At 44.3% G+C, this 20,931-nt stretch carries 19 protein-coding genes and 1 other RNA gene; 13 read left to right on the forward strand and 7 right to left on the reverse strand.

Annotated features, from left to right (window positions below; translation table 11 throughout):
* Nucleotides 1–13 precede the first annotated feature (13 nt).
* The 9 genes from LAQ65_RS02515 to rnpB all read left to right on the forward strand — a co-directional run bounded on the left by LAQ65_RS02515 (nucleotide 14) and on the right by rnpB (nucleotide 11,820).
* Complete coding sequence (locus tag LAQ65_RS02515; RefSeq protein ID WP_224115357.1) at nucleotides 14–940, forward strand: hydroxypyruvate isomerase family protein; 927 nt, start codon at nucleotides 14–16, stop codon at nucleotides 938–940.
* 49 nt (nucleotides 941–989) lie between these two features.
* Nucleotides 990–3,695, forward strand: a complete 2,706-nt coding sequence (locus LAQ65_RS02520) for a DUF1553 domain-containing protein (RefSeq protein ID WP_224115358.1) — start codon at nucleotides 990–992, stop codon at nucleotides 3,693–3,695.
* Between the two features lie 18 nt (nucleotides 3,696–3,713).
* Nucleotides 3,714–5,237: a DUF1501 domain-containing protein gene (locus tag LAQ65_RS02525; RefSeq protein WP_224115359.1), complete on the forward strand. Its 1,524-nt coding sequence runs from the start codon at nucleotides 3,714–3,716 to the stop codon at nucleotides 5,235–5,237.
* Complete coding sequence (locus LAQ65_RS02530; protein WP_224115360.1) at nucleotides 5,234–6,163, forward strand: sugar phosphate isomerase/epimerase family protein; 930 nt, start codon at nucleotides 5,234–5,236, stop codon at nucleotides 6,161–6,163. The genes LAQ65_RS02525 and LAQ65_RS02530 overlap by 4 nt, the downstream gene beginning before the upstream one ends.
* Nucleotides 6,164–6,172: 9 nt before the next feature.
* Nucleotides 6,173–7,582 carry a c-type cytochrome domain-containing protein gene (locus LAQ65_RS02535; RefSeq protein ID WP_224115361.1) on the forward strand — a complete coding sequence of 470 codons (1,410 nt, stop codon included), beginning with the start codon at nucleotides 6,173–6,175 and terminating at the stop codon, nucleotides 7,580–7,582.
* Nucleotides 7,583–7,651: 69 nt separating this feature from the next.
* A complete protein-coding gene (locus tag LAQ65_RS02540; RefSeq protein WP_224115362.1) occupies nucleotides 7,652–8,617 on the forward strand; it encodes a polyprenyl synthetase family protein in 966 nt (321 codons plus the stop codon).
* Nucleotides 8,618–8,653: 36 nt separating this feature from the next.
* Nucleotides 8,654–10,339, forward strand: a complete 1,686-nt coding sequence (locus LAQ65_RS02545; protein ID WP_224115363.1) for an amino acid permease — start codon at nucleotides 8,654–8,656, stop codon at nucleotides 10,337–10,339.
* A 33-nt stretch (nucleotides 10,340–10,372) separates the two neighbouring features.
* The gene (locus tag LAQ65_RS02550) at nucleotides 10,373–11,401 is read left to right on the forward strand and encodes a Smr/MutS family protein (RefSeq protein ID WP_224115364.1); all 1,029 of its coding nucleotides are present in this window, start codon (nucleotides 10,373–10,375) and stop codon (nucleotides 11,399–11,401) included.
* Between the two features lie 41 nt (nucleotides 11,402–11,442).
* An RNA gene (gene rnpB, locus LAQ65_RS02555) (RNase P RNA component class A) lies at nucleotides 11,443–11,820 on the forward strand.
* Nucleotides 11,821–11,852: 32 nt separating this feature from the next.
* Here rnpB and arfB read toward each other — a convergent pair.
* The 5 genes from arfB to LAQ65_RS02580 all read right to left on the reverse strand — a co-directional run bounded on the left by arfB (nucleotide 11,853) and on the right by LAQ65_RS02580 (nucleotide 14,677).
* Nucleotides 11,853–12,251: an alternative ribosome rescue aminoacyl-tRNA hydrolase ArfB gene (arfB, locus tag LAQ65_RS02560; RefSeq protein WP_224115365.1), complete on the reverse strand. Its 399-nt coding sequence runs from the start codon at nucleotides 12,249–12,251 to the stop codon at nucleotides 11,853–11,855.
* The gene (locus LAQ65_RS02565; protein ID WP_224115366.1) at nucleotides 12,248–12,541 is read right to left on the reverse strand and encodes a hypothetical protein; all 294 of its coding nucleotides are present in this window, start codon (nucleotides 12,539–12,541) and stop codon (nucleotides 12,248–12,250) included. Before LAQ65_RS02565 ends, arfB begins: the two co-directional genes overlap by 4 nt.
* 384 nt (nucleotides 12,542–12,925) lie before the next feature.
* A complete protein-coding gene (gene plsX / locus LAQ65_RS02570) occupies nucleotides 12,926–13,867 on the reverse strand; it encodes a phosphate acyltransferase PlsX (RefSeq protein WP_224115367.1) in 942 nt (313 codons plus the stop codon).
* A gap of 33 nt (nucleotides 13,868–13,900) precedes the next feature.
* Entirely contained in the window at nucleotides 13,901–14,095 is a 195-nt protein-coding gene (rpmF, locus tag LAQ65_RS02575; protein ID WP_224115368.1) for a 50S ribosomal protein L32, read from the reverse strand.
* 27 nt (nucleotides 14,096–14,122) lie between these two features.
* Nucleotides 14,123–14,677 (reverse strand): YceD family protein, encoded by a 555-nt coding sequence (locus LAQ65_RS02580; protein WP_224115369.1) that lies wholly within the window; start codon nucleotides 14,675–14,677, stop codon nucleotides 14,123–14,125.
* A 261-nt stretch (nucleotides 14,678–14,938) separates the two neighbouring features.
* Between LAQ65_RS02580 and LAQ65_RS02585 the strand changes: the two genes are divergently transcribed.
* Both LAQ65_RS02585 and LAQ65_RS02590 read left to right on the forward strand, forming a co-directional pair.
* Nucleotides 14,939–16,000, forward strand: a complete 1,062-nt coding sequence (locus LAQ65_RS02585; RefSeq protein ID WP_224115370.1) for a saccharopine dehydrogenase family protein — start codon at nucleotides 14,939–14,941, stop codon at nucleotides 15,998–16,000.
* 13 nt (nucleotides 16,001–16,013) lie between these two features.
* Nucleotides 16,014–16,925, forward strand: coding sequence for a DUF1338 domain-containing protein (locus LAQ65_RS02590; protein WP_224115371.1), 912 nt, complete (start codon nucleotides 16,014–16,016; stop codon nucleotides 16,923–16,925).
* A 118-nt stretch (nucleotides 16,926–17,043) separates the two neighbouring features.
* On the opposite strand, the gene LAQ65_RS02595 is transcribed toward LAQ65_RS02590, so the two are convergent.
* Both LAQ65_RS02595 and uxaC read right to left on the reverse strand, forming a co-directional pair.
* A complete protein-coding gene (locus LAQ65_RS02595; RefSeq protein WP_224115372.1) occupies nucleotides 17,044–17,634 on the reverse strand; it encodes a c-type cytochrome in 591 nt (196 codons plus the stop codon).
* Between the two features lie 110 nt (nucleotides 17,635–17,744).
* On the reverse strand, nucleotides 17,745–19,154 hold the full coding sequence (uxaC, locus tag LAQ65_RS02600) for a glucuronate isomerase (RefSeq protein ID WP_224115373.1): 1,410 nt from the start codon (nucleotides 19,152–19,154) through the stop codon (nucleotides 17,745–17,747).
* Between the two features lie 77 nt (nucleotides 19,155–19,231).
* Here uxaC and uxuA point away from each other — a divergent pair, with 77 nt between their 5' ends.
* On the forward strand, nucleotides 19,232–20,404 hold the full coding sequence (gene uxuA, locus LAQ65_RS02605) for a mannonate dehydratase (RefSeq protein ID WP_224115374.1): 1,173 nt from the start codon (nucleotides 19,232–19,234) through the stop codon (nucleotides 20,402–20,404).
* A gap of 92 nt (nucleotides 20,405–20,496) precedes the next feature.
* Nucleotides 20,497–20,931, forward strand: coding sequence for a DoxX family membrane protein (locus LAQ65_RS02610; RefSeq protein ID WP_224115375.1), 435 nt, complete (start codon nucleotides 20,497–20,499; stop codon nucleotides 20,929–20,931).

A 20,931-nucleotide genomic window follows, 5' to 3' on the forward strand; every position in this document is an offset into this window, starting at 1 on the left:
CATTATAATTGCCATGCAAAGAAGAGATTTTGTTCAACAATCCGTATTAGCGGGCGGCGCCCTGCTTACTTCAGCAATTGCCTCAGCCCAAAAATCAAAATCACCTGAATTAACTCCTGCCGAGAAGCCCTTTAACCTGAATTATGCTTTTCACGACGGGACCTTTGAAAATCTGGCCGGGAAAGATTTTATTGAACAAATCAAATATGGCCACAGTATGGGTTTCAGGGCAATTGAAGATAATGGTATGATGGGTCGCCCGGTTGCGGAGCAAAAGAAAATAGGTGAGACCCTTGCTAAATTGGGCATGTCGATGGGCGTTTTTGTAGTAAGCTCGAACGGTTGGCATTGGAAAACCTCGCTGACAACAGGAAAGCAGGAATATATTGACCTTATGATCAAGGATTGCAAGGAAGCTGTTGAGGTTGCTAAGCGATGTGGTGCAAAATGGATGACAGTTGTTCCGGGTAACTATGAAAGAAGCCTTTCACAGGAATTCCAGACAGCCAATGTGATCAATGCTTTGCGCAAGGGCGCAGATATTCTTGCACCGCATGGATTGGTGATGGTACTGGAAGCCCTGAGTGATAACCCAGATCTTTTCCTGCGCCATACAGACCAGGCTTATATGATCTGCCAGGCAGTCGGCAGCCCTGCCTGCAAATTCCTCTTTGACATGTACCATATGCAAAGGAATGAGGGAGATATTATAAGTAATATCGATTTGGTATGGAACGAAACCGGTTATTTCCAGATAGGTGATAACCCGGGTCGGAATGAACCAGGAACCGGGGAAATGAATTATAAAAATATTTTCAAGCATATTAAGAGTAAGGGATATAAAGGTATCCTTGGCATGGAGCACGGTAATAGTATTGATGGAAAAGATGGTGAAATTGCCCTTATTAAAGCCTACAGGGAAGCAGACAGTTTCATGTAGAGTATTATTTGTAAATTGTTAATGCAGTACCATATAATTACACCAGCTAATGATACCAGGTAATTTTTTGCACAATCGCCGTATCTGGCTAGTAATAGCTTTACTTGTTTTTGCTACAGGTGGATTTGTATTCCTTACAAGGGATAAGCCTGTAGACTTTAGTGCCGATGTAAAACCCATCCTCAACAAGAAATGCATAACCTGTCATGGTGGCGTAAAAGCCAAGGCTGGTTTTAGCGTATTGTTCCGGGAAGAAGCCATGGCTCCGACAGAATCGGGAAAGCCGGCAATTCTTCCGGGTGATCCCGACCATAGCGAACTGATACGCCGTATTACGAATAAAGACCCTGAAGAAAGAATGCCTTACCAGCATGAACCCCTGAGTAAAGATGAGATTGATATTTTTCGACGGTGGATCAAGCAGGGTGCAAAATGGGGCGATCACTGGGCCTATCTTCCTGTAAAACAAGAGCCTGTTCCCGAATTGCAGGATGCATGGTGTAAAAATGATATTGATAAATACATATTGCGGAAACTGAAGGAACAGGAATTGCAGCCATCTGCCAGGGCAGATAAAGCTACATTGCTAAGAAGGGTCAGCCTTGACCTCATCGGCATGTATCCCAAAGACGAAATCGCCCGGAAGTTTATGAATTCCAACGACAGTAATGCCTATGAGGTGCTGGTAGATTCCTTATTGGCTTCACCACATTACGGCGAGCGTTGGGCCGCGATGTGGCTTGACCTTGCCCGGTATGCAGATACTAAAGGTTATGAGGCGGACGGGGGCAGAACTATCTGGCCTTATCGTGATTGGGTGATTAAAGCTTATAATGAAGACAAGCCTTATGACCAGTTTATAAAGGAACAAATTGCTGGCGACCTTTTTCCTTATCCGACAGATGACAATTATATCGCCACAGCATTTAGCCGCAACAGCATGACCAATGATGAAGGGGGTACAAACAATGAAGAGTTCAGGACATCAGCGGTTGTAGACCGGGTGAATACAACCTGGGAATCTATGATGGGTACCACTTTTGCCTGTGTGCAATGCCATAGCCATCCGTATGATCCGTTTCACCATGATGAGTACTATAAGTTCCTGGCATATTTTAACAATACCCGCGATGAGGATGTGCCAGGTGAATACCCCCTGCTGCGCCAGCTGACCGATTCGATGAAAAATGAAGTTGTCAGGGTGATTAATTGGGTTAAGAAAAATGCAGGTGACGAAGAAGCAAAGCGGGTGGATCTTTTCCTTCGCACTTACCAGCCCGCAATCAATTCAACTACAGCCGACTCAATAGAAAAAGCCACCATATATGGCAACAATAGTGACCTGGGACTGATGAAGAATGGCAGCGCAAGGCTTAGAAATGTAAACCTTCAAAATTCAAACCAGTTGGTTTGGCACTATCATTCCAGTAAAAAGGGCGGGGTTGTGAAATTCAGGCTGGATGGCCGGCAGGGACCAGTATTTGCAACAACCAACATATTGCCAGGCGATCATTCCACCTTCGGCGCTGTATCCTATCCTTTGCAATCAGGAACACATGATATTTATATCGAGTACCAAAATCCATCGATCCCGGATAAGTCGCAGGATTTTGCTTTGGATTTTGACTGGATATCCTTTAACCGTGAATTTCCGGGAAAAGGATTACCTGGTTATGAAGAACAGCAAAATCGCTATTGGAGCCTGGTTACAGCTAATGTTGCTGGAATTCCGGTAATGATTGAAAACCCGGCCAGCATGCGCCGGACCACCCATGTTTTTACCCGGGGAAACTGGCGGTCAAAAGGAAAGGAAGTTGAACCTGCAGTTCCGGCTGCATTGGGATTCGCAATGCCCAAAGACGCCCCAAAAAACCGTTTGGGTCTTGCGATGTGGCTAACTGATGAAAGGCATCCCCTTGTTTCGCGTACCATGGTGAACCGCCTCTGGGAACAGGTCTTTGGCACTGGTATCGTTGAAACCCTGGAAGATATGGGTACCCAGGGTATACCTCCAACACACAGGGAATTACTCGATCACCTGGCGTATACTTTTGTCCACGATAAAAAATGGAGTGTCAAAAAAATGCTGAAGGAGATGGTGATGAGTGCAACTTACCAGCAGGATTCAAAACTAACAGAAGAGCTTAAACGAAAAGACTTTTTCAATAAATTTTATGCCAGGGGCCCGAGGGTAAGGTTAAGTTCCGAGCAACTGCGTGACCAGGCGCTTTGCATCAGCGGAGCATTAAGTAACAAGATGTATGGCGAAGGAGTGATGCCCTGGCAGCCGGAAGGTATTTGGCTTTCGCCATACAACGGCGCGAAATGGGTATCCAGTAAAGGGGAGGACCAATACCGCAGGGCGGTTTATACTTACTGGAAACGAACAGCAGCTTATCCTTCATTGATCAGTTTTGATGGTGCCCTGAGAGTAGTTTGCACTGCGAGGCGGATACGCACCAATACACCCTTGCAGGCATTGGTTACACTGAATGATTCAGCCTTTGTAGACCTGGCTGGTCATTTTGCCCGTCGTATGATGCAGGATTCAACACAGGGGCCGGCAATACAAATTGCTAAAGGCTATGAACTGATGCTGTACAAACCAATGCCAAAAGCCAGGTTGCCCATATTCCTGGATTTATATAACAAGGCACTGGAAGAATATAAAGGAAGGAAAGACAGAACATCGGCGGCTATGTTCGTGGTAGCCAACGCGCTCCTGAACCTGGATGAAGTGGTTACAAAAAATTGATCATTCAATGTATTATCCATGACACAAAAAGAACTGCATGATCAGCGATTGTTGAAAGAAGCTGAGGCGGCGATCTTACGAATGCATACCCGGAGGCATTTCCTGAAAGAAAGTGCCATGGGCCTTGGTGCATTGGCAATCGGTTCCCTTTTCGGTAACTGCGGCCTGAATAGCGCTAATACCGCTAAATCGGCATCTACCTCAATTGCTTTTGATCCTGCCCATCCCTTGCTGCCCAAAGCCCCACAGTTTCCGGGTAAGGCAAAAAGTGTCATTTACCTGCATATGGCCGGCGCCCCTTCGCAATTGGAATTATTCGATTATAAACCAGAACTGATGAAGATGAATGGGCAGGATTGTCCGCCTTCTTTACTGGCCGGGAAACAATTTGCATTCATAACCGGGGTCCCTAAAATGCTTGGACCCCAGGCAAAGTTTGCCCAGCATGGGGAAAGTCGTGCATGGATTAGTGATAACCTGCCCCACCTTAGTACAGTGGCTGATGAAATAAGTTTTTTAAAGGCAGTTTCAACAGACCAGTTCAACCATGCACCGGCACAATTACTAATGCATACCGGCAGTGCACGTTTGGGCCGCCCGAGCATGGGAAGCTGGGTTACTTATGGACTTGGAACTGAAAACCAGAACCTGCCGGGTTTTGTAGTGTTGACCAGCGGTGGTAGTTTTCCTGATGCAGGTAAAAGTGTATGGGGGAGTGGTTTCTTACCGTCAGTTTACCAGGGGGTACAATGTCGTAGTGAGGGCGACCCTGTACTGTTCATAAAAGACCCCGATGGCATGAGCCGTAATTTGCGGAAAGCTTCCATTGATGCCATAAATGCAGCTAACCAGCAGGAATATGAAGAATACAATGATCCTGAAATCTTATCGCGCATTTCCCAGTATGAAATGGCTTACCGGATGCAGATCACAGCTCCTGAAGTGATGAACATAAATGATGAGCCGGACTATATCCATGAAATGTATGGCACAAAACCAGGGAAAGCCTGTTTTGCCAATAATGTGCTATTGGCCAGGAAACTGGTGGAAAAAGGCGTTAGATATGTACAGCTATTTGACTGGGGTTGGGATGCCCATGGTGATAACCCCAACAACTCCCTGAACATAGGTATCGTCAATAAATGCCGCTCTATTGATAAAGCCATCACCGCTTTATTACTTGACCTGAAACAAAGGGGATTACTGGAAGAAACCCTTGTGGTTTGGGGCGGTGAATTTGGCCGTACCCCTATGATGGAGAACCGGAATGGTATCGATGCTCCTTATAAAGGTCGTGACCACCATACAGAAGCATTTACGATATGGATGGCAGGCGGCGGTATTAAGAAAGGCTATAGTCATGGTGAAACAGATGAGATAGGTTATAGTAGTATCAGCGGCAAAGTTCAGGCCTACGATATCCAGGCTACTATACTAAACCAACTTGGGTTTAACCACGAAGAATTTACATACCCCTTCCAGGGAAGGCCTTTCCGCCTGACCGATGTTGGTGGAAAAGTCATAAATGAAATATTAGCATGAGTATTCACCGCAGGGCTTTCCTGCAAAATACGGCAACAGCAACGGCAGCCATGGTTTTGGCTTCACTTGATAGTTTGTCTGCACCGATATGGCCTGGCGAAAAAGGCAATGGATTTGAATTAATTATTCTAGCCACAAGCTGGGGTTATGAAGGCAGCATTGATGCTTTTTGCGCGGCGGCAAAAAAAGAAGGTTATGACGGAATTGAAGTTTGGTGGCCAACTGAAAAAAAAGCCCAGGACGAATTATTCGCAGCATTGAAAAAACACCATTTATCAGTTGGTTTTTTATGCGGCGGCCACCAGGCGGAGCAACCTGCCCACCTGAAGACATTTGTAGAAATGGTTGAAGCGGCTACCACGCAAACCATCCAGAAACCGTTATACATCAATTGCCATTCGGGAAGGGATTATTTTTCTTTTGACCAAAACAAAGCTTTCATAGATTTTACCAACAAGCAATCAAAACAAACCGGAATATTGATCTGCCACGAAACACATCGCAGCAGGATGCTGTTTGCTGCACATGTTGCTAGGAATTTTATTGAAAAATACCCGGACCTGCGACTCACCTTCGATGTATCGCACTGGTGCAATGTACACGAAAGCATGTTAGCCGACCAGGCTGAAACTGTTACCCTGGCCCTAGAAAGGGTTTCGCATATTCATGCCCGTATTGGTCATCCCGAAGGCCCGCAGGTAAATGATCCGCGTGCACCGGAATGGGAGGCAATTGTGAAACAGCATGTGGAATGGTGGGACAAAGTTGTGGCGCGCAAAAAGAAGAACGGAGAAAGAATGACTATACTAACTGAATTCGGTCCGCCAGACTATATGCCAACCTTACCCTATACCCGGCAACCCCTGGCAGATCAATGGGCTGTTAATGTTTACATGATGCAGTTACTTCGCAAACGCTACCAATAATTCCACCTTATGATGTTATTGTCAGTTGCTGATCTGATAGGCCGTTTTCATCCAATATTGGTTCATCTGCCAATTGGTATTTTGTTACTCGCCTGTATTTTAAATTGGCTTTCCGGAAATGAAAAATATGCAGGTATAAAACCGGCCATATCGTTAGCTATTCTGTTGGGCATGATTGGTGCCATCTTCTCATGCATCAGTGGATACTTTTTATCGCAATCTGCCGACTATTCTGAAGACCTGGTTTGGAACCACCAATGGCTCGGGATAATAACGGCTATAGTGTCCATTACATGGTATTACCTGTACCATAATTCAGCCAGTAAGCCCATTCTTAAATGGTCTTCAGTTGCCATTTTTATTTTGGTAACTATAACTGGTCACCTTGGCGGATCATTAACCCATGGCGAAGATTACCTGACCGAAATGCTAAGCAGTCCTTCCAAGGCCGGACCGGTTCTGGCTGCAATGCCGAATGCACCCGACGCTATCCTTTATAAAGATGTAATCAACCCGATTTTTGAAGCAAGGTGCTATAGTTGCCATGGAGCAAATAAGCAGAAAGGGAAACTTCGGCTCGATAGTCCGGCGTTTATAAAAAGAGGTGGCGAAGATGGTGAAGTAGTTGTAGCAGGAAAGCCGGAAGAAAGTGAGCTCATCAAAAGATTGCTGTTATCACTGGATGCGAAAAAGCATATGCCGCCCAGGAATAAATCGCAGCTTACTGAAAAGGAAATCAGTCTTTTGCATTGGTGGATCAGCACTGGTATGGATGTTACAAAAAAGATAAAGGAAATTGACCAGCCTGAGAATATCAAACCAGTATTGGCTGCATTACAAAAAGGTACATTGGATGAGAAAACAATTCCAGTTACTGATTTGCCGGCAGAAACCGTGAAACCCGCCGATATGGCGGTGATCGGGCAATTACAAAAAGCGGGGATAGTGGTCATTCCGGTGGCAAGGGAAAGCAATTACCTGTCGGTAAATTTTGTTTCAGCATTATCGGTAAATGATTCCTTGTTTGGTTTACTGGCTTCCATAAAAGATCAATTGGCCTGGCTGAAAATGGATGGGGTACCGCTAAGTGATGCTGCCATATCAAGCTTAACATCCTGCACAAAACAGACCAGGTTGCAAATCAGTAATACATCGTTGAATGATGCGCAATTAGCCAGATTCAGTAAATTATTGAACCTGCAATCCTTGAACCTTGTAGGAACAAAAATAACTACAAAGGGGTTATTGCAGTTAAAAGGACTTGCCCATTTAAAAAATGTTTATGTATACAAAACCGGGATTACAAGTGCTGACTGGCTGGTCATTAAACAAAACCTGAAGGGGGTAAGCATCGATTCCGGAAATTACAGCGTGCCTATGCTGGTGGGAGATACTACCCTGGTGAAGGCACCCAAATAACGAAGCAATAAATGAGGGGCTTCTCACTAAATCCATTATTTTAGCCGTTCGCAATAAACCCCGATTTGTATGTATTCGTTTGAAGAATTGTCGAAAGAATTTGCCATATATTTCCAACAGTCACATTTTCCCGCGGAGCCAAAGACCCTGTATGAACCCGCGACTTATTTTCTGGGTCTGGGAGGCAAAAGGGTGAGGCCTGTTTGTTGCCTTATGGGAAATGAACTATTTGATACCATCAGTCCTAATACCTGGCATGTTGCCACAGCAATAGAACTCTTCCACAATTTCACGCTGATACATGACGATATAATGGACAAAGCGCCTTTGCGCAGGGGTATGAAAACCGTGCATACAAAATATGGTGAACCGACCGCATTGTTGGCAGGCGATGTAATGCTGATTGTGGCTTATGATTACCTTAATAAAATAAAATCGGACCAGTTACACCGTATTATTTATTTGTTCAATAAAACCGCGAAGGAAGTTTGCGAAGGACAGCAGATCGATATGGACTTCGAAAAAAGTGACCTCGTTTCGATGGATGCCTACCTGCATATGATTGAATTAAAAACATCTGTATTGCTGGCTGCCAGCCTGAAACTGGGTGCGATATTAGGTGGTGCGGGAGAAGGCAACCAGCAACATATTTACCAGTTTGGGCGCAACCTGGGGATTGCATTCCAGGTGCAGGATGATTTCCTGGATGCATTCGGCGATCCTGAAAAATTTGGTAAACAGGTTGGGGGAGATATACTGGCCAATAAAAAAACCTTTTTACAGATAAAAGCTTTGGAAGCCGCCAATATGCAGCAGCGAGAAGAGTTGTACCAACTTATGCAATCGAATCCCACGGATAAAGTTCAACGTGTGTTGGCTATTTTCCGCCAGTGTGGCGTAGATGACTGGGCCCGGGAATTAAAGGAAAAATATATCAATGCAGCCTTCAGGAACCTGGAAGATATTGCGGTAGTGAGCAAAAGGAAAGAACCCTTGCGTGAACTGGCAGAGTTCCTGGTGAAACGCGACTACTGACCATATTTTCCTATCTTGACCCCATAAACCAACTGCATGTCGACTTCTTTATTCAGAAAAAAATCGATAGATAAGATAATCCGCGACCATGAACAGGGGTTATCTGATGGCCATGAAAGTGGAATGAGAAAAGTGCTGAATGTGCGAGACCTTACTTTTATGGGTATTGCCGCGGTGATTGGAGCAGGCATATTTTCCACCATTGGTTCTGCAGCATTTAATGGTGGACCAGGGGTTATTTTTCTTTTCCTTATCACAGCAGTGACCTGCGGATTTACCGCGCTTTGCTATGCTGAATTCGCTTCCCGGGTACCCGTTTCCGGTAGTGCCTATACCTATTCATATGTAACTTTTGGTGAATTGATCGCCTGGATATTAGGCTGGGCGCTGATCCTCGAATATAGTATTGGTAATATCGTAGTTGCCATCAGCTGGAGCAGTTATTTTAATAATATCCTGCACAATGTGTTTCATATTTCACTGCCAGATTTCCTGACAACCGGTTATGCAACGGCCAAACATGTATATGACACAGCAATTGCTGCAGGGGAGCCTGCCGATGCTTTATTATATGCCACTGCTCCAAAATTTCTGGGATTTCCATTTATCATAAACCTGCCGGCTTTTTTTATTGTTTGTGTAATTACATTGCTTGCTTATATCGGTATAAAGGAGAGTAAGAATACAGCCAATTTTATGGTGGCGCTGAAAATTTGTGTTTTGATTTTTATTGCAATAGTTGGTACCTGGATAATTTTTTCGGAGGATACAACTGGTAACTGGACACCTTTTTTGCCCAACGGCATGACCGGTGTTTTAAAAGGAGTGTCGGCCGTTTTCTTTGCCTATATCGGATTTGATGCAATCTCAACAACAGCTGAGGAATGTGCCAACCCACAGCGCGACATGCCCCGCGGTATGATCAATTCACTGGTATTGTGTACTATTATTTATGTAGTCACCACATTGGTTATAACCGGCCTGGTAAATTACAAGGAATTCGAAGGGGTAACCGATCCATTAGCCTTTGTTTTTGAAAAAATCAATATGCAGAAAGTGGGCACTTTTATCTCTATAAGTGCGGTAGTGGCAGCAACCAGTGTGATGCTGGTTTTCCAGATTGGCCAGCCCCGAATCTGGATGAGCATGAGCAGGGGCGGACTTTTGCCAAAATCATTTTCAAGAATACACCGTAAATACCAGACACCCTGGTTTGCCACACTGATAACTGGTTTGGTAGTAGGTATCCCGGTCCTGGTTGCTGACGATAAGCTTATGACTGACCTCACCAGTATCGGGACATTATTTGCCTTTGTATTAGTATGCGGTGGTGTACTGGTGTTGCCCAGGCTAGCCAATAAACCAGGCAAATTCAACCTGCCGTATATTAATGGAAAGATCATTGTTCCCCTGATTATTCTTGCCTTTACCTATTTGTTCAAGGATCGTATTACTGAAGCCATAGGAAATATCGGCTCAGAAGGCTACCAGGAAGTGCTTTTTTTGGTGTTTATGGTCGCAGCCTGGGCAATCGGGCTCTTTTCTTTCCTGCGGAATTACTCTCTTATCCCTGTTTTAGGCATGCTTTGCTGTCTTTACCTCATGATAGAAATTCCAGCAAAAAGCTGGATGGTTTTTTTCGGGTGGATGGCCCTTGGGTTGGGCGTTTATTTCCTCTATGGTTACCGGAAAAGCAAGCTGGCAGCCGGGGCGCCTAATTAAGGTCAACTTCCATAAACAGAGTATCTTTGTGACATGAAATTTGAAGTTGGCGATAAAGTGGTGGTAAAGATCACCAATGAAGATGGTATTGTTGCGGAAATCCTTGATGACAAGATGGTTGTGGTAGATGTCCGTGGGGTTAAGTTCCCGGCGTATACCGACCAGTTGGATTTTCCTTATTTCAAAATGTTTTCCAAGCAAAAGGTTGTGCCTGAAAAAAAACCGGTGGCAAAAACTTTCATTGACCAAGTTCCCAAAGAGAAGATCATACAATTACCCAGGCGGGAGCCCAATGGTGTTTGGATTACCTTTATACCAAAGTTTGAACAGGATGATTTTGGGGATGATGTGGTGACATTGTTGAAGATACATTTGCATAACCAGAATGAAACCGGTTATGATTTTAATTACCAGGTAAAATATTTCGGGGAAACGGATTTTGAATTGAAGAACCAGGTATTGGCGTTCCAGGATTTTTACCTGCATGATATCCCCTTTGCCAATTTAAATGACAGTCCATCTTTTAATTTCGATTTCTCCTTACTAAATCCCGATAAAAAGAAAGCACCGCATTTTGAAGCTTCCCTGAAGTTAAAGCCCAAGCAGATTTTTATGAAAATCCAGGATATCCAGGAAAAAGGAGAACCAACTTTTTCGTATCAACTTTTTAAGGATTATCCCGATAAAGTGGAAGAGGATAAAATGGAATTGGGGAAACTGGCAGCAGCCGGATATAAATTGTATGAAGCATCAAAAGCCCGGCAGCACCTTCCGCCTGCGCGTACAGTTGTTGATCTGCATATAGAAAAACTCACCGATGGCTGGAAGACAATGAGTAACCACGAGATACTAACGCTGCAGGTTAATGAGTTTGAAAAATATTATGATCTGGCACTGGCGCATTACCAGCCTATGCTGACCATCATACATGGTGTGGGGAGTGGCAGGTTACGTGATGAGATTCATGATATGCTGCGCCACCGGAAAAATGTAAAGTTTTTTGTAAACCAATACCATCCCAGCTATGGGTATGGCGCTACTGAGATTCATTTTCAATATTAGTGAAAGAAAGGTACGGCCATCCATTTTCACTATCTTTGAATTCTTCTCTCCGCGCTATCGCGGCACGTGAGTGTCGAGGAAAGTCCGGACAGCAAAGGGCGATACACCGGCTAACGGCCGGGAAGCGGGCAACCGCTTACAGACAGTGCCACAGAAAATAACTACCCGGCGAAAGCCGGGAAAAGGTGAAAACGTAGGGTAAGAGCCTACGGCATTGTATAGCAATGTACAATGGGGGTAAACCTTGTATGCTGAAATGCCATGTATACCGGTGGTTGAGGACGGCTCGTCCAATGGTTCCGCAAGGGGCCAACGCCGGAGGGTAGGCAGATAGACCACGTTAGTAATGACGCGGCCAGATAAATGATAGCGGCCATCTTAGGTTGGAACAGAATCCGGCTTACAGGAGAGAAGATTTTTAACGACCATTGCTGGTCGTTTTTTTTGCCATTCAATAATCAATTCTTTTGCGTCCCTGCTTGATTTCTGCACGTTGTTTTTTATGCCCGATCCTTTTCTCTTTAGCGGCTTTGGAAGGCTTGGTAGCAATACGCGATTTCTTTTTCTGTAAAGCGGATTTTACCAGCGCATTCATTTTTTGAATGACGAGGGCCTTATTGCCCAATTGGTTTCGCTCGGTTTGTGATTTTACCAAAAGGTCACCCTGGGCCGTTATTTTATTGCCCAGTTTAGACAGCAGGGTGTTTTTTTGTTCTTCGCTGATCAGCAAAGAACTTGCGATATTCCAACGGCCTTCCACCATGGTTTCTACCTTGTTAACATTCTGCCCGCCACTACCACCGCTACGTGCAGTCTGGAAAAAGATCTCTTTGGTAATATCAGGAATCATGTGATAAAAATAACGATTTTAATCCCCCCCCTTACCATGCAGTGTGTAGCCAGGTTTGCCGCCAGTTCCATCATCCAGGCCAATCCAAGGTGCACGGCGATACCACCGGGTGTGGGTTGTGAATAACACGCAATGATTCCCGGGATGATTCCGCCGAAATAAGAGGAAATACATTCCAGCATTGGTTTTCCGAAATGAATGGAACATAAAATGCCGCCATGGGTAAAATAGCGGCCGGACCAGCATACCTGGCAAAAAGCAAAACTAAAAATCCCTGGAAAATATTTCAATGGTTAAAAAATCAGAACCATAGGACAATTCGTGCAAAACCGTTTACATTGCTGAAGGCCCTTCTTGAGCTAGTAAATCCAGTGCCTTAAATTTCGGTTAGGCATGCAGGAAAGCCGGCTGGCTGGCCGCAATTCCAACTAAAGGAATTATGGCTGCCAGTAATAGGAGGTACGGAGCCCATTTGAATTTTTGGGTATTAAGAGCAAGAAAATTTGCTTCACTATTGAAAGTTGTTTTTACAAAAGAATAAACAATGGTCAAAAGCCCATTTATAATTTGCTACGACCAACACGGCTGAAAGTAATGTTCAGAAAACAAGGAAGGTTTTATTTGTTTGTTGGAAGAAATCCAAGAATTAGGTTAAGATGGCCTGCATAAAAGGTTTAATTCCTGAATGCCGCTGCCATTTGCTGGAACAATTCACTTTTTATCATCTTGGCGCTAAGCCTGAGCATATTTTTAAAAGCTTTGGCATGTGAAATGCCATGACCAATGATCACAGGTTTGTTTACGCCAAGCACTGGTGTGCCACCGTAATTTTCAAAATTGAACCGCTCGAAGTATTCGTGCTGGATGGATTTCCGGTGGGTGATTTCGTGTAAAGATTCAGCAAGTTTCAGGATGATGTTGCCTGTAAATCCTTCGCAAACCATAACATCGGCTTTATCAATCAGTACATCACGTCCTTCTATATTGCCCACGAAGTTTATGTGCGCATTTTCTTTCAGAAGGGGATATGTTGCCTGGGCGAGGATATTACCTTTCCCTTCTTCTTCCCCGATATTAAGAAGGCCTACACGGGGATTCTCTATTCCTAAAATATGCCTGGCATAAAGGGCGCCTAGAATGGCAAACTGGTTCAGGTTTTCCGGCTTGCAGTCTGCATTCAATCCAACATCGAGCAAAACCCCGGTTTTACCATCTTCTTTAGGAATGATGGTTGAAATGGTTGGCCTTAAAACACCTTCAATACTTTTTAGGCTGTATAATGCACCAACCAGCATAGCCCCGGTATTTCCCGCACTAATGAAGGCATCAATCTCTCCTTTCGCCAGGAAGTAAAATCCAACTGCGATCGAAGATTGCTTTTTTTCCTTAAGGGCTTTGGTGGGATGTTCGTGCATGCCGATAATTTCAGGGGCATGCACCATAGTAATCCGGTCTGCGGGAATAGCGTATTCGTCAAGGAGCGGACGCACCAAAGACTCGTCGCCAAACAAAAAAATATTTGCCGGAGCATCGTCCTCAGACAACAATAGTTGCAGACCCTTCACCGCTTCGAGCGGTGCAAAATCTCCACCCATCATGTCCAGACCGATTTTCATCTCCGGCAAACTATAAAATTGTGTACAGGTTAATTACTTCTTGATGGGTGCTTTCTCAGCAACCAACTTTCCCTTGTAGAACAATTTACCCTCGCTCACGTGTGCGCGGTGACGTACGTGCAATTCACCAGTTGTGCTGTCAGTACTCAGGGTAGCTGCTGCTGCTTTGTAGTGCGTCCTTCTTTTAGCACTACGCTGCTGTGAATGTCTGCGTTTCGGATTTGGCATATCTCAACAGTTTATAAATACAAAAAATCAATTATCCAGGTCTTTAAACTTCTCGAGCCCTTTCCATAATGGGTTGCCTTTGTCGTCTTTTGATTCTTCCGGCCCCATTTTCTTCAGCATCTCCAGCGCTTCCATATTACAGTAAGGCTGGCCAATCTCTTCTTCTGCACACATTTTCTGCATGGGCAGGCTCAAAACAATGAATTCATAGATCCAATCTGCAACATGCAGGTGGCTCTCTCCCCTTGATATATAATATACATCAGGATCTTCTTCCTGCTCATTCATTTCCTCGGGATTATCCACCAGTTTAACCACGATGTTGAATTCATCCCAGAGGTTCCAGGGTAAAGTAGTGCTTCCGCAACGGTCACAAACCACTTCAACTTTTCCGCCAATTTCAAATTTCAATAGGATAAACCCAGTCTTTTTGTCCAGCGACAATTTCACCTGCGCTACACAATTATGGAAATCCTGCTCTTTATACGGCTCAAAAAAACGGTCCGTAATGGTATACTCAAACTCATGAATACCAGGCTTTAATCCTACAAAAGCAATATCAAATTCCCGTCTGCTGCTCATGAGTACCTTTTTAAAAGGTTGGCAAAGGTAGTAAAATATTATTCAATTACAGGCTTTTTTGTTCTAAAACCGTAATTTTGGTGCCGTATTCAAAAGTACACATTTCACAGGCATGAATGATGTAGTTAACATATTTGGAGCTTTCCTGTCCTTTCTGCGGTCATCCTGTGCCAACATTCCCTGACCTTTTCCATATAGCTGTACCCTTCTTATTGATTATTTTTCTGTAATTCATTTATTTACAAATTAAACTTCATAATAATGAAGAAAGTTGCTGTAATTGGACTTGGCAAAGTTGGTTCTTTAGTAGGAACCTTGCTGAGTGATCTTTTTACCGTTACCGGTTTTGACCAGAATAAACCTGCTACTGATGTGCCATTCCAGGTTGTGCCGGGATCAATTAAGGAAACCGCACAATTGGAGAATTTCCTGTCAGGGCAAGATGCGGTCGTATCCTGCCTTCCCTATAACCTGAACCTGCCGGTAGCCCAGGCTGCCTACAAACTGGGCATCCATTATTTTGACCTGACTGAAGATGTGTCCACAACCGCTGCCATCCGGGAAATGGCCAAAACCTCAAAAGGGGTGATGGCGCCCCAGTGCGGATTGGCACCAGGCTTTATTGGTATTGTTGGCGCTGATTTATATGGCCGCTTTACAAAATTGCGCGATGTAGAATTGCGTGTTGGTGCTTTGCCGCGTTATCCGAATGGTTTGATGGGGTATTCCTTCACCTGGTCTCCTGCAGGGGTAATTAATGAATACATTAATGATGCAGAAGTGATCCACAATGGGGAGCGCAAAATGGTGCCTTCTTTGGAAGGCGTAGAAATGATCAACATTGAAGGACAGGAATTTGAGGCATTTACTACCAGCGGTGGTTTGGGCACAATGTGTGAAACCCTTTCCGGCAAGGTTGATACCCTGAATTACAAAACAATGCGATACCCGGGCCATGCTAAGCTGATGCGTTTCCTGTTATATGAATTGATATTGAAGGAAAAGCGGGAACTGGTTGAGCAAATCCTTACAGAGGCAAAGCCACCTGTACGCGAGGATGTAGTATACGTATATGCAGTGGTTGAAGGGTGGAAGGGCGACCAATTGGCCCGTGAAGAGTTTTACCATGCCTACCATCCCATTTTGATCAATGGCAAGGAATGGCGCGCCATAAGCTGGACGACTGCTGCATCTGTTGCCGCTGTAGTGGAGATGGTGGCTAACGGAACCCTGGCGAATAAAGGATTTATCAAACAGGAAGAAATTTCCTACCAGGCGTTTATTAAAACCAAAAATGGCAGCTTATACGAGAGCCAGCATTAATAAAATAGGAATGATGAACGTAAATACGAATAATTTGAAAATTGTCCTCGATGGCCTGATGCGGCGATACCAGGAAAGGGTCCCAGATGTTCAGGGAGTAATTCAGGCAATGATTGCAGAAGGATTGATCAGCTCGGCTGCTGATATCGAAAATGACCATATTGCCTTTCGCACTATGGGCGTACCTAACCTGGGCATCCGGTCACTGGAAAAGATTTTCCTTCATTTTGGTTACCAGCGTCGCGAGCCTTATTATTTCCCTGAAAAGAAATTGGATGCCTTTTGGTACGCACCACCTTCGCCCGAATTTCCGCGCATTTTTATCAGCGAATTGCGGGTTAAAGAGTTGTCGGGCCGGGCACAGGAAATAATTTATTCGTATACCAGCGAAGTGACCAGTGATCCTGTAGATGCCATCAACCTTGATGACGCAGCAGCAGTTGACCGGTTTTTGCACAGCGGACTTTGGAAAACGCCTGGCTGGAGCGATTTCCAGGAGTTAACAGCAGAAAGTGAATACGCGGCCTGGGTTATATATAACCGCTATTACCTGAACCATTTTACCGTTAGTGTGCACAACCTGAAACCAGGTTATGATACCATGGAAGGTTTCAATGCATTCCTGGAGCGAAATGGTTTTGTTTTGAATGATGCCGGTGGAAAAATTAAAACCAGTCCGGATGGAAAACTTGCCCAATCTTCTACCATTGCCCGCATGGTAAATGCACATTTTGCAGATGGGGTAGAACATGCAATTGCAGGATCATACGTTGAATTTGCTGAAAGGAAACTGCTTGATCCTTTTCTACACCTGGGTAAAAATGAGATCAGGCGCGAACACAGGCGTGAAGGCTTTGAAGCCGGGAATGCAGACAAAATATTCGAAAGTACCTATAGTACACAAACAAAGAAGTTGAACCAGTAATTCAACATGCTACCTGGTAGCTACACACACGAAGGGAATGGTCTGGAAGCCATTCCCTTATTTTTTGCCTATTTCACCCGGCGGGTAATACCCGCCGGGTAATTTTTTTCAAGTCTGTTTACATATGTGAAGCCAGTATAGGAGAAGGCACTACATTTTTAACCGGTTTTGTAGATTTCAGGTAATTGAAAATTGCACTGATATCCTCATCAGTTAATTTGGCAAAATTATACCAGGGCATTGGCGGCAATAAAGGCCGGCTATTATCGAGTCCCTTGTATTTTCCTTCACGGATGGCTTTAAAAAATTGTGCTTCGGTCCAGTTACCGATACCAGTTGAATCACTGGTAATATTAGCTGCGTAGGAAGTGCCCCAGGGCCCAACAGCAACAGTAAGTTCAGGGCCGAATAATGCCCATCCTTTTTTTAGTGCATTGCTGTCTGCCGGCGGTGTTGGATGGTCTTGCAAAAATCCTGCAAAACGGTGTTCCAGGTCAACTTCCGGGCCTTTTGGTCCCATTATTTTTGGAGAATGGCAATCATCGCAGCCAATTGTGTTAACCAGGTATTCACCCTTTTTAACCAATTCTTCCTTAGAGAGTTTTGGGGTTACGTTGGTAACTTCTTTTGCCTGATTGCTCTGGCAGGCTGTAATCCCGATGGCCAGCAATGCCGCAATCCCACCCAATGAGAGCATGATTTTTTTCATGGAGGTTTAATTTTTAATGATTTTGATAAATTAAAATGCCAAGTTAAAAATCATTGAAATATTTGCGATTTACATATTGTATGAGTGGTGGTTTTTTAAGGATGAATTGTTCACCCGCCGGGTATTTCCCGGCGGGTGAACAGGAACTCACGGGTATTGTTGTAGCAGATATTTTCAATTACCTGGCCGATCCAGGTCAGGTCATTGGGCAATTCCCCTTTTTCCATTTCTTCACCGAATGTATTGCAAAGGATCCGCCGGAAATATTCATGGCGGGGAAATGAAAGAAAACTGCGGCTATCGGTAAGCATGCCTACAAAACGGCTCACAAGCGAAGCATTGGACAAGGCATCGAGGTGGCGCTTTATACCGTCTTTTTGGTCCAGGAACCACCAGGCTGCACCCCATTGGATTTTACCAGCGATGGAACCATCGTTGAAGTTGCCGGTCATGGTGGCAAAAACTTCATTATCAGCCGGGTTAAGGTTATATAGTATAGTTTTAGTAAGGTGGTTAGTTTTATCAAGACGATCGAGGAAAGCAGCCAGGGGCTTAGCATGCCGCGCATCACCGATACTATCCCATCCGGTATCCGGTCCAAGTTTAGCCAGCATCCGGCTATTGTTGTTGCGTATTGCCCCAAGGTGGAATTGCTGGGTCCAGCCTTTTTCATGGTGCCATTCAGCTAGCTGCAGCAGCATTGCAAGTTTAAATTGCTGATATTCAATTGGAGAAACTTTCAGACCATTCCGGACCTTGTTAAAAGATTTGCTGACTTCCCTTTCCGTGAAGTCAACAGCATAAATTTCTTCCAGGCCATGATCTGCCACAACACAACCATTTGCTGCAAAAAAATCGTGCCGCTGTTTTATAGCATCAAGGTAATCAGAAAACCGGTTTATGGAAATCCCGGAAGCCGATTCCAACTGGCTGAGGTAGGCGTTGAATATTTCCGGGTTTGTGATTTCAATGGCTTTATCGGGACGAAACCCGGGCAACACCGGAATGTCAAACTGGTCTGCCTTTAACTTTTGGTGAAAGTTTAAGGAATCAACCGGATCATCAGTTGTACATAATAACCGCACGTTCATTTTTCGTAGCAGGTTTTTCACACTAAAGGCAGGCGTTTGTAATTGATGAGAACAACTATCAAAAACCTGCATAGCATTGGCAGGAGATAAGAATTCGTTTACACCGAAATATCGTTGTAATTCCAGGTGGGTCCAGTGATAAAGCGGATTTCGCAGGGTATAAGGTACTGTTTCTGCCCAGGCTTTGAACTTATCGCGATCGCTCGTATCTCCTGTGCAGTATTTCTCTGGTACACCGTTGGTACGCATGGCCCGCCACTTATAGTGATCGCCATACAACCAGGCCTGGGTAATATTTTCAAACTGAATGTCACCTGCAATCTGGTTAACCGGTAAGTGGTTGTGATAATCAATTATCGGCATTTTCGAAGCATACTCATTGTATAACCGGATTGCCGTTGCATTATATAATAAAAAATTCTCAGTCATTTGCTTTTATTAACTCCAGAAAGATAAGATTTTGTATAAATATAGATTCAGCAGTAAATTGATCCAAAATTCCTAAAATGCCTGATAAATATTATATGCAACAGAGCATGCGATGGTATGGTCCAGATGATACAGTGAGCCTTTCAGATATCCGGCAGTCAGGTTGCGAAGCAGTAGTTACCGCTTTACATCATATTCCTATCGGTGAGGTATGGCCGAAAAATGATATAATTGAGCGAAAAGACCTGATTGAAGCAGCCGGTATGCGTTGGACTGTTATAGAAAGTTTGCCGGTTCATGATGAAATCAAGAAGAAATCGGGTGATTATTCCAACTGGATCAGCAATTACAAAGAAAGCCTGCGCAATGTTGCTGCCTGCGGACTTGAAGTGGTGACTTATAATTTTATGCCGGTCCTTGATTGGCTCAGGACCGATATATCCTACTCAATGCCCGACGGGGGAAAAGCATTGTATTTCAACCGGATTGATTTCATTGTATTTGACCTTTTTTTACTGCAAAGGCCTGATGCTGCAAAGGATTATACGATGACAGAAATTGCTGCAGCCAGGGTCAGGTTTGAACAGATGGATACCTCTAAGCGGACGCAATTATTTGATAATTGTATGTTGGGTCTACCCGGAAGCAAAATACCGTTTACCCGGGAGCAGATTTTAGAGGCCTTGCAATCCTATCATCATATTAACGCCACAAAATTAAAACAGCACTTGTTTGAATTCCTCCGGGAAATCATTCCGGTTGCTGAAGAGCATGGGTTGAAAATGGCCATCCATCCTGACGATCCGCCATATTCAATTCTTGGCCTTCCACGGATTATGAGTACCGCAAAAGATGTAGCTGACCTTGTAGCAGCAGTTCCTTCAACTAGTAATGGACTTTGTTTTTGTACCGGTTCATATGGGGCAAGAGCGGATAATGATCTTGTGGCCATGTTGCATCAACATGCCGATAGGGTCCATTTCCTTCACCTCCGCAATACCGCACGTGATAACGCTGGAAATTTTTATGAAGCTGATCACCTTGGCGGGGATACTGATATGTTCGACATCATGTCGGAAGTATGGAAAATAATGCAGCAGCGAAAGATATCAATTCCTATGCGACCGGATCATGGACACCAGATATTGGATGATCTTAATAAAACAACTTACCCCGGATATTCCGCTATAGGGAGGTTGAAAGGCCTTGCAGAATTACGTGGAATGGAATACGCTATAAGTAAATCCTGATACAGGTTTTAACTAAATAACCTCATTAAAATATACATTATTTTTTGTATATTTAGAGGAGACATTTTCTTATTCACCTAAAACTTAGCCATATGAACCTTCTTCATCGTATTGAGCTATGGGGTGACAGGCATCACCCTCGCTGGATGGACATTGTGCGCATCGCATTAGGGTTATTCCTTTGTATTAAGGGCGTTGAGTTTGTTTATAACATGAGTTCCCTTCTGGGTGCGGTGAACTCCAAACTACCACTTCCTGCATTTGCAATGGTGCTGCTTGGGCATTATGTTTTTGTTGCCCATCTTCTTGGTGGTATTTTACTGATACTTGGTGCTTATACCAGGATTGCCAGCCTGATCCAGGTTCCTATTTTGCTGGGTGCTGTTTTCTTCGTTAATGCATCAAGGGAACTCTGGAGGCCATTCCCCGAACTGATCGTTTCACTGATTGTGCTGTTCTTACTTGTCTATTTCGTTATTGCAGGCGATGGTCATTGGTCAATCGAAGCAGATCAGCCAGTGAAATAG

Origin of the sequence: Flavihumibacter profundi, from assembly GCF_020076305.1 — a bacterium.
Lineage (GTDB): Bacteria > Bacteroidota > Bacteroidia > Chitinophagales > Chitinophagaceae > Flavihumibacter > Flavihumibacter profundi.

Coding starts and splice junctions, on each gene's coding strand:
- LAQ65_RS02515 (WP_224115357.1), top strand. CDS start 14: ATGCAAAGAAGAGATTTTGTTCAACAATCCGTATTAGCGGGCGGCGCC.
- LAQ65_RS02520 (WP_224115358.1), top strand. CDS start 990: ATGATACCAGGTAATTTTTTGCACAATCGCCGTATCTGGCTAGTAATA.
- LAQ65_RS02525 (WP_224115359.1), top strand. CDS start 3,714: ATGACACAAAAAGAACTGCATGATCAGCGATTGTTGAAAGAAGCTGAG.
- LAQ65_RS02530 (WP_224115360.1), top strand. CDS start 5,234: ATGAGTATTCACCGCAGGGCTTTCCTGCAAAATACGGCAACAGCAACG.
- LAQ65_RS02535 (WP_224115361.1), top strand. CDS start 6,173: ATGATGTTATTGTCAGTTGCTGATCTGATAGGCCGTTTTCATCCAATA.
- LAQ65_RS02540 (WP_224115362.1), top strand. CDS start 7,652: ATGTATTCGTTTGAAGAATTGTCGAAAGAATTTGCCATATATTTCCAA.
- LAQ65_RS02545 (WP_224115363.1), top strand. CDS start 8,654: ATGTCGACTTCTTTATTCAGAAAAAAATCGATAGATAAGATAATCCGC.
- LAQ65_RS02550 (WP_224115364.1), top strand. CDS start 10,373: ATGAAATTTGAAGTTGGCGATAAAGTGGTGGTAAAGATCACCAATGAA.
- arfB (WP_224115365.1), bottom strand. CDS start 12,251: ATGATTCCTGATATTACCAAAGAGATCTTTTTCCAGACTGCACGTAGC.
- plsX (WP_224115367.1), bottom strand. CDS start 13,867: ATGAAAATCGGTCTGGACATGATGGGTGGAGATTTTGCACCGCTCGAA.
- rpmF (WP_224115368.1), bottom strand. CDS start 14,095: ATGCCAAATCCGAAACGCAGACATTCACAGCAGCGTAGTGCTAAAAGA.
- LAQ65_RS02580 (WP_224115369.1), bottom strand. CDS start 14,677: ATGAGCAGCAGACGGGAATTTGATATTGCTTTTGTAGGATTAAAGCCT.
- LAQ65_RS02585 (WP_224115370.1), top strand. CDS start 14,939: ATGAAGAAAGTTGCTGTAATTGGACTTGGCAAAGTTGGTTCTTTAGTA.
- LAQ65_RS02590 (WP_224115371.1), top strand. CDS start 16,014: ATGAACGTAAATACGAATAATTTGAAAATTGTCCTCGATGGCCTGATG.
- LAQ65_RS02595 (WP_224115372.1), bottom strand. CDS start 17,634: ATGAAAAAAATCATGCTCTCATTGGGTGGGATTGCGGCATTGCTGGCC.
- uxaC (WP_224115373.1), bottom strand. CDS start 19,154: ATGACTGAGAATTTTTTATTATATAATGCAACGGCAATCCGGTTATAC.
- uxuA (WP_224115374.1), top strand. CDS start 19,232: ATGCCTGATAAATATTATATGCAACAGAGCATGCGATGGTATGGTCCA.
- LAQ65_RS02610 (WP_224115375.1), top strand. CDS start 20,497: ATGAACCTTCTTCATCGTATTGAGCTATGGGGTGACAGGCATCACCCT.